The following is a 14,890-nucleotide window of genomic DNA, read 5'->3' on the forward strand; positions in this document are numbered from 1 at the left end:
TCAAAAGCAGAATGCAGAAACCATTATGGCGCATAGATGCCGAATATATGACAGCTTCAATTCTCCTTATACACATCGCTTTCGATTTTTTTCTTGTATTATCATCGGCGTCCATATATGACGACTCTTCTAGTTAGCCTCAGGTTAAAATAACAGTTAAATATTTTCCCGAAATGAATTAGAATCAGCTTATGTATGTTCTATATTCCGGGAAAATAGGGGATATTTCCCCCCTTGCAAAGCTGAAATATTTGAATTGGGAGATTGTCTTTTTGGCATCGCTCATTTCATCGATTGGCTTTTTGAGCCTTTACTCTGCCTCAGGGGGGGATTGGTACGAATGGTCTCACCCGCAATTCCTCCGCTATCTCTTCACTCTGTGCATCATGTTTATCGTGGCGCTCACCGATATCAAAACCTGGTTCAAATATGCCTATGTCTTTTATGCCCTTGTTTTGGGCCTATTGCTTATTGTTGAAATCAAAGGGCATATCGGCATGGGAGCACAACGCTGGATTAAGATTGGATTCTTTGTCATTCAGCCCTCTGAATTGATGAAACCCGCTCTTGTCTTAGTACTCGCACGCTATTTCAATTCACTGAACCTTGATCGGGATCGTCGTCTTTTTCTATTGATTCCGCCGATTCTGCTCATTATTTTGCCTGTTTGCTTGGTTCTTTTACAGCCCAATCTTGGAACGGCCATGCTCTTGATTTTAACATCGCTTGCCATCTTTATTCTTGCGGGCTTCCCGCTTTGGAAGCTCATCGTTTGCGCTGTACCAATTGGTGCTGCGATTCCAATCATTTGGTCTAAAATGCACAATTACCAAAAGCAGCGCGTTCTAACCTTTCTTGACCCTGAAAACGATCCTTTAGGCGCTGGCTACAACATCATTCAATCAAAGATTGCTCTAGGATCCGGCGGGATTTTCGGCAAGGGTTTCATGAATGGAACGCAAGGACAGCTGAAATTCCTGCCAGAAAAACACACCGATTTTATTTTTGTGATTTGGGCTGAGGAATTCGGCATGATTGGCGCCACGTTTCTACTGCTGCTTTTTGTGGCTCTGATCACTTATTCATATGTTTTAGCTTTTAACTGCAGACATCAATTTGGGCGCCTGGCATCCTTGGGCATTGGCACTACCATATTTCTCTATATCATTGTGAATACATCCATGGTGATGGGATTGATTCCTGCTGTTGGAATCCCGATGCCGCTTGTATCATATGGCGGAACAGCGCAGCTCACCATTATGATATGCATTGGCCTGCTGCTCAGCATTTCTTTACACAGAAATAGCTATATTTCACGGGGCGTTTAAAAGGTTAATATGACTCTGACTCAAAAGAGGCGAATAATACATCCCCACACCATTAAATCTTGATTTGTGATAATTTTTAATTTATTATGCCTTTATTCATTTTTATCAGGAAATTCTTATGTCACACATTAGAGAGATTCATTCGCTATCTTCTTTTTCTTCTGCCGTGATCCCTCCTCACGACGCTAAATTCAAGGACCGCAAGGTTAAAAGTGACACAGAACTTGAAGTCATGCACGTCAGAATTAAGTCTCTTATTGCACAAGGAAAATGGTTTTTACAGGAGCCAATACTATTAACGCTACGTCACGTTAATATTGATGCTTTTAACCGCTATATCGATGCCTTTACAAGCCTCACATCTTTAGGCCCTTCAAGTTTAGATATAAAAAGTAAACTCGTCTATGGGAAAGACTATGCAGCCCTCTCCCTTATACAGAAAAAAAATCTCGAAATATTCGGGGATCTTTCAGATTATAACGTCAAATATCAAGCTAAATTGCATCTATCTACGCTTACAAGTGTCTATAGAGAATCAATTGATCAGGTGAAAACAAATTTCTCCTTTGAGTGCTTTGATAACAAACATGATTTTTACCGCCATCTCCTGGTATTCAACAATAGAACATTAGAAACAAAACAAGAGCTTAAATCTTCATATTGTCGGTATCGTGATCACCAAAAACAGATAAAAGCAATTAAGGCTCACCAATCTGAATGCATCATCAGTGACTTCCTTATAGTCCTTCCTCTTGAAATTGGACAACTCATCCACTTACAAAAACTCTGTATTAGCAAAAATCAATTGATATCATTACCTCCTCAAATTGGACAACTTCATCAATTAAGGATTTTGTCTCTTAGGAATAATACATTGACCTCACTACCTCCTGAGATAGGACAGCTTCATCAATTAGAGGTACTGTCTCTTGCTCAGAACACATTGACCTCACTACCTCCTGAGATTGGACAGCTCTCTGAATTACAAAACCTGGACATTTCAGAATGTCAACTCACATCGCTACTTCCTGAAATTGGACATCTGTCAAAATTACAAGAACTGAATCTAAGAGGCAACCAGCTTTCTTCAATCCCTGTTGAACTTGGGCATCTGCCTCAATTACAAAAACTGTATCTTTTTCATAATCAGCTCACTTCATTACCCTCTGAAATTGGACAACTCTCAAGATTACAATTACTAAGCCTGACAAGAAACCAACTCTCCTCACTACCGACTGAATTTGGACAACTCTTACAGCTACAAGAATTGCTTGTCGGAAACAATCAACTCAGCTCCGTGCCAGCCACAATAGGACAGCTCACTCAGTTAACTAAGCTTGATTTGTCTATCAACCGAATATCCTCAATCCCATCTGAAATAGGGCAGCTTGTGCAACTCACAATGCTCGATCTTTCTTGTAACGCGCTCACGGCACTGCCGCCTGAGATCAAAGAACTCTCACAATTACTACTGCTTAGCATAGGAAGCAATTCAAAACTCATCAAACTACCAGCTGGTTTAGAAAGGCCTGATCTCTGGATTAAGATGTAGAGGCGTTTAAAACAAACGCAGCAATCTATCTTCCCAGAAGAAGTTGTCTTGGTTCCACATGGAAACCAAAGGTACGCCCATGCGGCAATAGGCTTTTTCAGCATTAAAATCAATGGCAGCGTGCGGATATTGATCGAGCAGAAGCAGGGCTTTTTTGCCATCCTCAGACCATAGAATCTGGACTTTAAGCATTTGGCCACGTAATTCTGGCGCAAGATTTTTGCACTCATAGATCAACCGCGCATCTTTAATTGGCTGATTCACAGATCTGGGATCAACGGCATAGAAATAGGCATCAACACCATCATCTTCAAACGTCGCCATAAAAATATGATGAGGAGATTTTGAATCCAGCACAAAAGGCTCGCCCGGTAAAAACCGGCCCTCATATATGTGTTGATTAGAATAATCTTTCATCTGACAGTCCTATTTCATTCAATGTTTTTCAGTATAAAATTGATTTGTTAACAAAAATCAAAGAGTTATGCTCACACCACAAAGAGACGATACTGAATATACTTTATGCTAAGCACCTTCACTCGTCATTGCGAGGAAGGTGCTCGACTCCGTCGAGGACCGACGTGGCAATCTCCGTAGGCATAAGACACAAGATTGCCACGTCGCAACAAGTTGCTCCTCGCAATGACGGCAAAAAAACTCAGCAGCATGACTGACCTCTAAACCGCACTTATACCAAACGTCAGATTAAATCAGACAAATGGATTTAAAAGTGAGGCTGCGTAAGCCTATATTAATAGGTGCGCAAAGCCGAATCTTGCAAAATCCGTTTGGATCATTTAAAAATGACGTTCGGTATCAGCCTTTGACAACAAAACAAGCCGTATTCTTTTTCTTCAAAGTGCTGCACAAAGAAGCTGCTTCCTCTCGTGTAATTCTGCCGCCTTGAATACGATAGAATGTCCCTTTTTCAGGAATATTGACTTCATCGACGAACAACTCTAAAGACCGAAGCTCTGGGTTCATCTTTTGCAATCTTGCCCATTCTTCTTTACTGGCTTCACGCGTTTTCATTGAACCAAGCTGAACTCTAAACTGCGCGTCTGCTGATTTTGCTTGCGGTGCTGGCGCTGATTTTTCTATTTTAGGAGCGGCCATTGCCACTTTGTCATTTGCGACAGGCTCATCTTTTAGTGATCCTTTTTTCTCAATCACTTCAATATCTGGCGCGCGTCTTTGACGACCTGTTGTTTTTGAAAGCACATCATCAGAAATAGGATCAGACACCACCATTGGTTCACTTGATGCAACCTGTTTCGGTGGCTCATCAGCCGAATTGATATAAGGTGTGCTGTCAACTGATTTTAAGACAGGCTCATGAACTTCATCATCATCTTCATCTAGAATTTTTTGTTGTGTTTCTTCAGAATTCATAATGGCCTTGTTCAGATCAAATGGCGTTGATGTAACTTTCTCAGCAACAATAGCGCTCGAACTTGACATGCCCGGCTTATCCTTATGTTCAACCTGTAGCATATCGCGCGCTTGATTATCTGCAGGGCCTGATAATTTTTCAGCTTCTGTTGTCTCTGATGGGATCGCATCTCTTTTTTGAACGATCGGCTTTTCAGGCTCTTGAATGATAACTTCTTCAACATTAACCCCTGCTCCAGGCTTTAATCTTGTGAAAATTGCCTTATCACGATGAGGAATCTCAACACCGCCTTTTTCATCAGGAACAATACGGTCCGGTTTTTCATCAGCCTTAAGTACAGGCACTTCAGCAACTTGTCCTGCATCTGGCGCGAAATATTGAACAGCTGTCAATACACCAAAGCCAACCAAACCAACAACCATCATCCCGATGGCGATAAATTTTACGTTAACGCCCTTTTGTTTTGGTCGTGTTTTCAGACGTTGCGTGTTATTAAAGCGAACTTCTTGCTGATTAAAATGAGGATTTAAATCACCGTCCACTTTAATTTCACGCCTTTGATCCGTTGTCATTTTTTACATCTCCTTACGAGGTTCAACACCTATTATAGAAAAGCCTGATTCGAGCACAAATGCAATAGCTGTTAATAGGGCCAAGCGAATTTGAGTCGCAGTGCGGTCTTCAGGCAACAGAAAACGCAAGCACGCATTTTCTCTGCCTTGATGCCACAATTGATGAAATGCCGAGGCTAAATCCATCAAGTAAAACACGATACGGTGAGGCTCATGCGCTTTTGAAGCACCTTCAACCATTTTTGGCCAATAGGCAAGTAATTTCACCAAATCTAGCATTTCAGGTTCATTCATTGAGCCCTTTGAAAGAGAGATTAGCTGATTAAGATCAAGCACATCTGCCCCAAATAGCTCAATTGCATGACGAAACACAGATTGGCATCTTGCATAGGCATATTGTACATAGAAAACAGGGTTTTCTTTTGATTGTTTTGTCACTTCAGCAAAGTCAAAATCAAGCGTCTGGTCATTCCTTCTTGACAGCATAATAAAGCGCAGCACATCTTTACCGACTTTATCGATTACATCTTCAACTGTCACAAAGGTCCCTGCCCTTTTTGACATTTTCACCGCTTGTCCATTTTCATATAAATGAACCAACTGACAGATTTTCACATCAAGATCAGCCTCTCCCATCGAGACAGCCTTTGTTGCCGCTTTAATACGCTTGATGTAACCCGCATGATCAGCGCCAAACACATTGATTAAATGCTTTGCGCCTCTGCTATATTTATCAAAGTGATAGGCAATGTCCTTTGCAAAATAAGTCCAAGTTCCATCTGATTTTTTAAAAGCTCTGTCGATATCATCACCAAATTGTGTTGCTTTGAACAGAACCTGTGGTCTTGGTTCCCAATCTTCAATCACCTCACCTTTTGGTGGCTCAAGCGTTCCAACATACGTCAAACCATGTGATTCAAGCACATCAAAGGCTTTTTGAACAGCTCCACTTTCAAGCAATGTTCTCTCTGAGGTAAAAACATCCATTTGAATGCCCAAGTGCTCAATATCCTTTTTGACATCAATCATAATCGACTCAACCGCAAATTTCCCTAACGGCTCTAGCCATTCTGATTCAGGCTTATTGAGATAAAAATCGCCATGCGCTTTCACCAATTGACTCGCCACATCACAGACATAGGCACCTGGATAAAGACCTTGCGGAATGACGATCTCTTTTTCACCCAGCGCTTCTCTATATCTCAGATGGAGTGATCGTGCAAGCGTATCAATTTGCCCACCCGTATCGTTGATTAAATATTCGCGAATCACCTTATAACCAGAGAACTCGAGGAGTGATGCCAATACATCTCCAATAACAGCGCCTCTTGCATGAGCTGCATGCAATGGACCCGTTGGGTTAGCTGAAATAAATTCAATATTAATCGTTTCATTCAGGCGCGCAGAATGGGCCCCATAACGACTGCCGGCTTTTAGAATATCATTGAATTCAACCAACCAAAACGCATCTGAAAAGCGCATATTAATAAACCCTGGACCAGCGATCTCAATCGATTCAACAAAATCCCATGCTCGCATCTTTTCAACAACAAGCTCAGCCAATGCACGCGGAGGCATTTTTGCTTCTTTTGCAAGAACCATCGCAGCATTGCTCGCCATATCTCCATGGCTTTTATCGCGTGGCAATTCAACAACGAGTTTTGAAAAATCGAGCCCCTCAGGTAATTTCTGGTCTCTGATCAGATCCACCAACAGATCTTGTATTTTTTGTTCAATCTTTTCAAAAAGATGCGACATTTATAAATCCTATTTGTTCAGGTCATGTTTAATGACTAGACATACAATAGCCTTGTCCTCAAGCAATTTCAAATTCTTTCTTAGACAAAATTTTCTCATACTGCTGTATTGCAAAACGATCTGTCATGCCAGCGATATAGTCTGCAACAATTCCAGCCTTTCCGAATTCTGTATTTTGACCCTGCCTTAAATCATACCAATCTTTTGGCATCAGAGATGGCCTTTCTTGAAAAACCTCAAACAGAGCCTGGACTTGACTATGAACCTTGCCTCGAATCTCATTCATGTGCTGATTCGTATAGAGATTTTTATAAAGAAAAGATTTGACCTGACGCAGATCTTGCCCCATTTGATCAGACAACGTAATAATAACTTGTCCTGCTGCTCTCACATCTTCAACAGACTGAGGCTTGACGATTGCAAGCCGCCTTGTCCCTTCTTCTTGTATATCTTTCACAAGACATTCCATCATGCGACGAATGGTTTCATGGATCAACCTTGGTTGCTCTATTTGAGGATGAAGCGCCAAAACTTCTTTTAAGATAGGACCTACAAGAGGCAAAGCCATCAAAGCATCTAATGTCAAAATACCAGAGCGAATCCCATCATCGATATCATGACAATTGTAAGCAATGTCGTCTGAGATAGCTGCAATTTGTGCTTCGAGAGAAGCATACCCACTCAGCTCAAGATCCATGAGCGACTGAAAATCAGCAATCGTGCGAGGCAACACTTCCCCTTCTTTTAAGGGCAGCAACGGACCATTATGTTTCACGATACCCTCAAGAGCTTCAAATGTCAGATTCAAGCCATTAAAATCAGCATATTTTTTCTCGAGCTGTGTGACAATACGAAAGGTCTGATCATTATGATCAAAACCACCATAGGGTTTCATCACTTCATCAAGCGCATCTTCTCCTGCATGCCCAAAACAGGTGTGACCAAGATCATGCGCAAGAGCAATACATTCAGCTAAATCTTCATTGACATAAAAAATGCGAGCAATCGTTCGGGCGATCTGAGCCACCTCAAGGCTGTGCGTTAGCCTTGACCGGAAGTAATCACCTTCGTAATAGAGAAACACTTGTGTTTTATATTGCAGTTTCCTAAAAGCACCGGAATGAATAATACGATCACGATCTCTTTGGAAGTCAGATCGGCTTACTTTTGTCTCTTCTGCACGCTTAAAAAGTCGCCCTCGGCTTTTGGTTGGATCTGAAGCATACGCTGCCTGATGCATAACTAAATGTCCTTTGCTTTTATTTTTAGTCCATAAAATGTTAAAAAGAGATACATTTTGAGGATAAAGTCTTGATTTTCTTCATTGTAACCTATTATGATGAAAAATAAACCTTCTTTTTAAGGCACCTCATGACACAAGATTATTCATCCTCAGATTCAAGACTTTCTCTGACCAAAGCGGCGGCTGAGCATATTGCAGTCATTTGTCAGCAAGATGAACGCGCCTCTGTCTTTTTCCGCATTTCTGTTTCAGGTGGTGGCTGCTCTGGCTTTCAATATCATTTTGATCTAGACACTCAAACAAGGGATGATGATCTCACCTTTACTGATTTTGGAACAAAATTTGTGACAGATGAAACATCACTCAGCATCCTAAAAGGCAGCCTCCTTGATTATGTCGAAGACTTAATGGGAAGCTCCTTCAGAATCATTAATCCGAATGCAAAAAGCTCTTGCGGATGCGGGAATTCTTTTTCTTTATAATTTTTCTTTTATTTTTTTTCATGAATTCGTGGTAGATTTATTTAATCTCACTCAATAGAGCTCCCATGACAAATCACTTCATCACACCTTATTTTGAGACACTCCCCTCCTCATTTGACACAGTGAGCTTTGGCGAGCATTTTCAAATCATAACAAAAAACCCACTCACAGAGTATAAAACAAATTTTGCAACCGCCTATGCAGTGCTTAAAGATGGAAAACCTTGTGACACAATGATGGCCTATGTCACGGATTCCCCCTACCCAATCCAAAAAGAATATATTGGTAATTTAATGGGGTTGGATTACACAGACATGATCCGCGTCATTGATTTCAAGAAAGTTCAATGGCTTGCTGATAACACAATTCAATTTGCGGTTCTCGTCACAAAACCTCAGGGAGCAAGACTCTTAAAGCCTGGTGAAAATACACTAACCCCTTATACTATACACGATCTCGAAAGATATTTCGTCAGACCTGTTCTTACATTTCTACGCCAGCTTGAGTCAAAGCAAATGAGCCATGGCAATATCAGCCCATACAACCTTTATTTCAAAAATGAAACACAAGGTCCTCTGATGTTGGGAGAGAATTTTATGGCACCTGCCGCCTTCTCTCAAAATCTTATTTTTGAACCAATTAATCGAGCTGTCTCTCAATATACAGGCAAAGGACCAGGGGGAAGCATCAACGACGTTTACGCCCTTGGCATCACGATTTTTTCATTAATTACAGGCCAAATCCCTCTCGCAGACATGGATACAAAAGACATGCTGAGAATAAAACTTGAGAGAGGGACTTATTCTGCTTTAACAAAAGCAATTGAGATACCGGCAAGTTTGAATGAACTTTTCAGAGGCACACTGAACGATGACGCTGAGAATCGCTGGAGCCTGGAAGAAATTGATAACTGGTTCTCTGATCACAAACAAAATCCACGACAAGCACAAAAAGCGGTAAAAGCCGGTCGCTTCTATGAATTCGAAGGCGAACAATTTCTTGATGTCAAATCAATTGCTCTTGCATTTGGACTGCAACCAAACGCTGCCCTGAAAGTAATTGAAAATGGCCTTTTTCTGAACTGGCTAAAAAGAAGTTTCTCTGATCAAAATATTTATCAAAACATCGATGAGCTGATAAAAGGAGATGGGACTAATGTCGTTAAAATTGACAATCTGACTCTGGCTGAAATTTGCATGACCCTTGATCAATCTCTACCTATTCTTTATAAAGAGCTCAGAATATTACCAATGGGACTCGGCACAGCCTTGATGGAATCCTTTCTTTTCAATAAAAACCCCGCTCTTTTTCTTGAATTGCTTGCAAACAGAATACCCCAAAAATGGCTTATAAACCAAGGAAATCTTGACTTTCAAATGAAACTGACTGCACAAATGCTTGATACAGCTTCATCTTTTATTGAGAAAAAAGGGCCTGGCCTTGGACTTGAAAGACTCCTTTATGAACTCAATCCAGACCTCTATTGTCTCAGTCCTAAAGTTTCTCACTATAAGGTCATCACTTTAGCTGAGCTTCTCTTGGCTCTTGAAGAAAATGCAAAATCAAAAGACTATGACACCGACCCTACCGATCAGCACATATTAGCCTTTCTAGCCGACAAACAAAATCGAGTAGATGCTTATTATCTGAGTCAACTCTCTGGGGATTTTTCTCCAGAAGCAAAAGCAGCAGCTCTTACCTATATCCTTGCCGAAAGTAGTCGAGTTGCACAGCTTGATTCTCTGCCAAACTTAGCAAAACTACTCCTACACAGATTACAGCCCTTCATTCAAAAACTACATGATACAGACACGCAAGAGACCGTGTTTAAAACGATGGAAGAATACGCGTCTCACGGTAATCTGACTGAGATGGCAAAATTGGTGATGGATGAAGATCTCTTAACACAAGATACAGAATCATATGAATTAGCCCAGGAAGAATATGAAGAAATCACCCAATCAATTGAAAGCCTGAAAGCCATTATTACAAACCCGAGTATCATCTCAAAGACAATCGGAAAACATGTCGCAGTCATGGTTTCAATTGGCTGCGCCAGTATTTTTGGAGCTGCCATGGTCATTAAATTGGTTACCTCGTAAAGGATAAAACATGAATCAACCTAGAAAAAAAATATCTTTCTTTAGGAAAACATTTTATTTCATCCTCATTGTTGTGGCGAGTCTTTTCCAGCCAGCCTCAGCGATTATTTTCTTTTGCGGCATGCTCCCAAGTTTCATGACAATGCTTATTGATAAAGATCCAAATAAAACCGCAGTTTATAGTGTCATGCCAATGAATCTGATAGCTGTTTGCTCAATCATTCTTGACTTACATCAAGAAAATAATACAATACAATATGCCTTTTCACTCTTAAGCACCCCTTTCCATTGGGTTATTATGTATGGTGGAGCTGCCTTCGGTTGGGCTTTCTACTTTATCATCCCTCAAATCGTTGCCATTCTTATGGTGAAAAAAACTGAAATTCAGACCTCCCTTTTAGAAAAGAGTCGTGATAAACTCGTCGCAAGATGGAAACTGAATGAAACAATAGAAAATAACAATGCATAAAGGACAAGCACAATGAATCACACACAAGATCCAATCGTTATTGTTGGCTGTAAAAGAACACCGATCGGCAGCTTCTTAGGCGAACTCTCATCCCTAAAAGCAACAGCACTTGGTGGTTTTGCAATCAAAGCAGCTCTTCAGCATGCGGGTCTATCCGGTGATCAAATCAATGAAGTGATGATGGGCTGTGTTTTACCAGCAGGTCTTGGTCAAGCTCCTGCCCGCCAGGCAGCCTTTGATGGGGGCGTTCCAAAACAAGCAGGCGCCGTTACAATCAATAAAATGTGTGGATCTGGGATGAAAGCTGTCATGATGGCTCATGATTCACTCTTAGCAGGCACAAACAATGTTGTGATTGCAGGCGGCCTTGAAAGCATGTCAAATGCGCCTTATCTTCTTGAGAATGCAAGATCTGGTCTTCGTATGGGACATCAAAAAATCATTGACCATATGTTTTACGATGGCTTAGAAGATCCCTTTGGCCACGGAGGCCTTATGGGTGTTTTTGCAGAAAAATGTGCAACTCATTATCAATTTACGCGTCAAGCACAAGATGACTTTGCGATTGCATCACTCAAAAAAGCTCAAAAAGCAGAACAAGATGGAACCTTTGCAAAAGAAATCACAGCGATTACCCTGAAGCAAAAAAAGGGCGATGAAGTCATCACTGCTGATGAGCAACCACGCAAAGCCAATTTAGAAAAGATTCCACAGCTAAAGCCTGCTTTTGATAAAGATGGAACCGTCACAGCGGCTAACTCCAGCTCAATTTCAGATGGCGCTGCCGCTCTTGTTCTCATGCGTCAATCAGAGGCTGAGCGTCGTCACTTAAAACCGCTTGCTCGTATTTTGGCACATGCAACGCACTCACAAGAGCCAGAATGGTTTACAACAGCTCCTATTGGGTCTATTCAAAAAGTGCTCGAAAAAGCGAATCTGACAAAAAAGGATATTGATCTCTATGAAATCAATGAAGCTTTTGCCGTTGTTGCCATGGCAGCTATGCGTGATTTAAGCCTTGGAGAAGACATCGTCAACATCCACGGTGGCGCTTGTGCTTTGGGCCATCCAATCGGAGCTTCTGGCGCACGTATTCTCGTGACTCTGTTAAACGCTCTTGAAGCACGTGATTTAACACGTGGCGTTGCTTCTTTGTGTATTGGTGGTGGCGAAGCAACAGCTGTTGCGATTGAACGCATACGTTAACTTGACTGTGGAGTTCTGATTAAATGCATATTCTTGAAGAACACGAGCTCATCAAACAGATGTCTCGCAACTTTGCGCGTGAACAACTCGCACCCCACTCTGCTCATTGGGATGAGACGGGAGAAATTCCGCGAGATATCTTAACACAGATGGGGCAATTGGGCCTTATGGGCATGCTGGTTCCTGAAAAATATGATGGCGTCAATTGTGATCCGATCTCTTACGTCTTAGCGATTGAAGAAATTGCAGCTTGCGATGCATCGACCTCGTCTATCATGTCTGTTCACAACTCTGTTGGCTGCATGCCGATTTTAAATTACGGGACAGAAGCACAAAAGCAAACATATCTGCGCCCCCTTGCTCGCGGTGAGATGATAGGTTGTTTCTGCCTGACAGAGCCTCAGGCCGGATCCGATGCTTCTGCCCTTAAAACAAAGGCGATTCTTGATGGCGACCATTATGTTCTAAATGGCACAAAACAATTCATTACCTCTGGAAAAAATGGGGATCTTGCCATTGTCTTTGCGATGACAGATCCAGCTGCAGGCAAAAAGGGAATGACCGCCTTTTTGATTCCCACCAAAACACCTGGCTATATTGTTGGCCGTCTTGAAGAAAAAATGGGTATTAGAGCCTCTGATACAGCACAAATTGTTCTTGATAACTGCCGCGTTCCCAGGGAAAATGTTCTTGGGCAATTAGGCGAAGGATATAAAATTGCTCTATCAAACTTAGAGGGTGGACGTATTGGAATTGCCGCTCAAGCTGTTGGTATTGCTCGCAATGCCTATGAACATGCTCTGCGCTATTCAAATGAGCGGGAAAGTTTTGGCAAAAAAATATTTGATCATCAAGCCGTTCAGTTTCGTCTTGCTGATATGGCAACAGATATTGAAGCTGCCCGTCAGCTTGTTTTATTAGCTGCGCATAAAAAGGGCGCAAAGCAACCATGTCTCAGAGAAGCATCGATGGCAAAACTCTTCGCCTCTGAAATGGCAGAACGCGTGACTTCTCAAGCAATACAGATCCATGGCGGCTATGGTTATCTTAAAGAATATCCGGTTGAGCAGCTTTATCGCGATGCACGCATTACTCAAATCTATGAAGGGACAAGCGACATTCAGCGCATGGTAATTGCCAGAAGTCTGTAAAGATAAAAAAACTCTTGATTTCTATGATGATATAACCTAGTTTATGATAAATTAATTCTTTATTGTAAAGCGATCTCTATTTTCACTAACCATTCTTAAGAGTTCATCATGTCAGATTTATATATTGATCTTTACTCCTCAGATTCAGAGCAACCGATAGACCAAAATCATCCAGTGCATAACAGCATAGCGGCTCAGACCCAATCTCCCCATGTTGCAAGATACTTCACCTCTCACCTTCTGAATGAACTCTGTGAACATTATTTGGATTACAAAGACATCCTGTCGATGGGCTGTGTTGCTAAGCACTTCAAAGAATTTTTGAATCAAATCCTCTCACATTCTAATCTCACAGCAAAACTCCTGACTTTCATGGGCTTAAATCCAATTCATGATGATTCAATTGATCTTGAATGGTATGAAAACGGCTATTGCGGGCCGTCATTTAATGCTCAAAACCCTGCTCCTGATGATTTAGTAAGAGAAATCTCACGCACGCTTATCATTAATAATTTTATTGCAGGTAAGCTTTATAGCGACCATAAAGTTATGGCCCTGTTCCAATATCATCTTCTCGTCATCAAAGATGTGACGCTTCAAATTGAATCTGATTATGCAAAAGGCACAACCATCAAGCCTGGTTTTTTTGACCTATTAAGAATTTTTTTCAATCTGCCTTTGAATCCTCAGACAGTTATCAATATTGAAAGCCTATCTCTTCGGTGCAAACAATTTATGATCGCTTTTGAGGCGATGAATAAAAGCCCTCACATAACCGAGAAAAGTAGTCTTTCAGGCGTTTTCAGAACCTGCATTCAGCTCCAAATTGATATGGTTGCAGCCCTACCCGCAGATGATGATCTAACGCCCCATCCTCTCAGAGAAGCTTTAGAGGAAAGCAGGCGATTTTGTATGCGCCCACGCCCTAATCACTGGTCATATTTTGAATATCAACGCAGATATGAAAAACCAAGCCAGGAAGGTTTTTATATCTACCACGATTTTATTCAAGAAAATAAAGAGGCTGTTAAAACACACTGCTGGAGCATCAGATCTCATGTGCTTATCATTCCAGAACAAATCCCTTGCTTTAAAGCTGTTGAATCGGTCAGCTTCAAATTTAATACAATTGCCTTCTTGTCTCCAAATTTTCCTGAAAAATTCCCAGCTTTAAAAGAACTATACCTTGCAAAAAACCTCTTGGGCCCTGGCAACATGCTTGTTATTTCAAAACTCACAAATTTAGAAATATTAGACTTGCGTTGCAATAAACACCTAACCTCAATTTTACCTGACATTGGTCTGCTCATCAATTTAAAAAAGCTTTATCTGTGTCATACTGGTCTGACAAGCCTGCCTGTTGAAATCGGCCTTCTCACAAATTTAAAGAAGCTCGATATCAGAGGTACAATGATACAAAGCATTCCAGACGAAATTTTAACATTGCCGAACTTAAAAAAATTTCTAAAACCAGATACTCTCAATATTCAAACCGCTTAAATTAACTCTGTCAAGGCAAAATAGAAATGTCCGCTTTAGAGCAAGATAGAAATGTCCGCTTTAGAGGATAAGTTATCCAAAAGTCCACAACCCGGCAGCGGAGCCTCCTACACTCAGGCTGCCAAGGGTTGTGG

Annotated in this window: 12 protein-coding genes; 8 read left to right on the forward strand and 4 right to left on the reverse strand. The window is 41.3% G+C overall.

All coding sequences use genetic code 11. From position 1 onward, the window contains the following. Positions 1-191 precede the first annotated feature (191 nt). Positions 192-1,328 carry a rod shape-determining protein RodA gene (gene rodA, locus KBF71_07660; protein ID MBP9878188.1) on the forward strand — a complete coding sequence of 379 codons (1,137 nt, stop codon included), beginning with the start codon at positions 192-194 and terminating at the stop codon, positions 1,326-1,328. A gap of 118 nt (positions 1,329-1,446) precedes the next feature. Continuing rightward, on the forward strand, positions 1,447-2,880 hold the full coding sequence (locus KBF71_07665; GenBank protein MBP9878189.1) for a leucine-rich repeat domain-containing protein: 1,434 nt from the start codon (positions 1,447-1,449) through the stop codon (positions 2,878-2,880). 6 nt (positions 2,881-2,886) lie between these two features. Here the strand turns inward: KBF71_07665 and KBF71_07670 are convergent, their stop codons facing one another. The 4 genes from KBF71_07670 to KBF71_07685 all read right to left on the reverse strand — a co-directional run bounded on the left by KBF71_07670 (position 2,887) and on the right by KBF71_07685 (position 7,843). Beyond that, complete coding sequence (locus KBF71_07670) at positions 2,887-3,297, reverse strand: DUF2251 domain-containing protein (protein ID MBP9878190.1); 411 nt, start codon at positions 3,295-3,297, stop codon at positions 2,887-2,889. A gap of 399 nt (positions 3,298-3,696) precedes the next feature. Further along, complete coding sequence (locus KBF71_07675) at positions 3,697-4,845, reverse strand: SPOR domain-containing protein (protein ID MBP9878191.1); 1,149 nt, start codon at positions 4,843-4,845, stop codon at positions 3,697-3,699. Positions 4,846-4,848: 3 nt separating this feature from the next. After that, the gene (locus tag KBF71_07680) at positions 4,849-6,603 is read right to left on the reverse strand and encodes an arginine--tRNA ligase (protein ID MBP9878192.1); all 1,755 of its coding nucleotides are present in this window, start codon (positions 6,601-6,603) and stop codon (positions 4,849-4,851) included. Between the two features lie 58 nt (positions 6,604-6,661). After that, a complete protein-coding gene (locus KBF71_07685) occupies positions 6,662-7,843 on the reverse strand; it encodes a deoxyguanosinetriphosphate triphosphohydrolase (protein MBP9878193.1) in 1,182 nt (393 codons plus the stop codon). A gap of 131 nt (positions 7,844-7,974) precedes the next feature. On the opposite strand from KBF71_07685, the gene erpA reads away from it, so the two are divergent. The 6 genes from erpA to KBF71_07715 all read left to right on the forward strand — a co-directional run bounded on the left by erpA (position 7,975) and on the right by KBF71_07715 (position 14,756). Beyond that, a complete protein-coding gene (gene erpA / locus KBF71_07690) occupies positions 7,975-8,328 on the forward strand; it encodes an iron-sulfur cluster insertion protein ErpA (protein ID MBP9878194.1) in 354 nt (117 codons plus the stop codon). Positions 8,329-8,393: 65 nt separating this feature from the next. Next, positions 8,394-10,430: a hypothetical protein gene (locus KBF71_07695; GenBank protein MBP9878195.1), complete on the forward strand. Its 2,037-nt coding sequence runs from the start codon at positions 8,394-8,396 to the stop codon at positions 10,428-10,430. A 10-nt stretch (positions 10,431-10,440) separates the two neighbouring features. Further along, the gene (locus KBF71_07700) at positions 10,441-10,899 is read left to right on the forward strand and encodes a hypothetical protein (GenBank protein MBP9878196.1); all 459 of its coding nucleotides are present in this window, start codon (positions 10,441-10,443) and stop codon (positions 10,897-10,899) included. 12 nt (positions 10,900-10,911) lie between these two features. Continuing rightward, complete coding sequence (locus KBF71_07705; GenBank protein ID MBP9878197.1) at positions 10,912-12,105, forward strand: acetyl-CoA C-acyltransferase; 1,194 nt, start codon at positions 10,912-10,914, stop codon at positions 12,103-12,105. Between the two features lie 23 nt (positions 12,106-12,128). Next, positions 12,129-13,256 (forward strand): acyl-CoA dehydrogenase, encoded by a 1,128-nt coding sequence (locus KBF71_07710; protein MBP9878198.1) that lies wholly within the window; start codon positions 12,129-12,131, stop codon positions 13,254-13,256. Between the two features lie 108 nt (positions 13,257-13,364). After that, on the forward strand, positions 13,365-14,756 hold the full coding sequence (locus KBF71_07715; protein ID MBP9878199.1) for a leucine-rich repeat domain-containing protein: 1,392 nt from the start codon (positions 13,365-13,367) through the stop codon (positions 14,754-14,756). Positions 14,757-14,890 lie beyond the last annotated feature (134 nt).

It is taken from the genome of Alphaproteobacteria bacterium (assembly GCA_018063245.1).
In the GTDB taxonomy this organism is placed as follows: Bacteria; Pseudomonadota; Alphaproteobacteria; order JAGPBS01; family JAGPBS01; genus JAGPBS01.

Excerpts from the sequence above, each read along its gene's own strand:
- KBF71_07675 (MBP9878191.1), bottom strand. The coding sequence starts at position 4,845 with ATGACAACGGATCAAAGGCGTGAAATTAAAGTGGACGGTGATTTAAAT.
- KBF71_07685 (MBP9878193.1), bottom strand. The coding sequence starts at position 7,843 with ATGCATCAGGCAGCGTATGCTTCAGATCCAACCAAAAGCCGAGGGCGA.
- KBF71_07710 (MBP9878198.1), top strand. The coding sequence starts at position 12,129 with ATGCATATTCTTGAAGAACACGAGCTCATCAAACAGATGTCTCGCAAC.
- KBF71_07715 (MBP9878199.1), top strand. The coding sequence starts at position 13,365 with ATGTCAGATTTATATATTGATCTTTACTCCTCAGATTCAGAGCAACCG.
- KBF71_07700 (MBP9878196.1), top strand. The coding sequence starts at position 10,441 with ATGAATCAACCTAGAAAAAAAATATCTTTCTTTAGGAAAACATTTTAT.
- erpA (MBP9878194.1), top strand. The coding sequence starts at position 7,975 with ATGACACAAGATTATTCATCCTCAGATTCAAGACTTTCTCTGACCAAA.
- KBF71_07670 (MBP9878190.1), bottom strand. The coding sequence starts at position 3,297 with ATGAAAGATTATTCTAATCAACACATATATGAGGGCCGGTTTTTACCG.
- KBF71_07665 (MBP9878189.1), top strand. The coding sequence starts at position 1,447 with ATGTCACACATTAGAGAGATTCATTCGCTATCTTCTTTTTCTTCTGCC.
- KBF71_07695 (MBP9878195.1), top strand. The coding sequence starts at position 8,394 with ATGACAAATCACTTCATCACACCTTATTTTGAGACACTCCCCTCCTCA.
- KBF71_07705 (MBP9878197.1), top strand. The coding sequence starts at position 10,912 with ATGAATCACACACAAGATCCAATCGTTATTGTTGGCTGTAAAAGAACA.
- KBF71_07680 (MBP9878192.1), bottom strand. The coding sequence starts at position 6,603 with ATGTCGCATCTTTTTGAAAAGATTGAACAAAAAATACAAGATCTGTTG.
- rodA (MBP9878188.1), top strand. The coding sequence starts at position 192 with ATGTATGTTCTATATTCCGGGAAAATAGGGGATATTTCCCCCCTTGCA.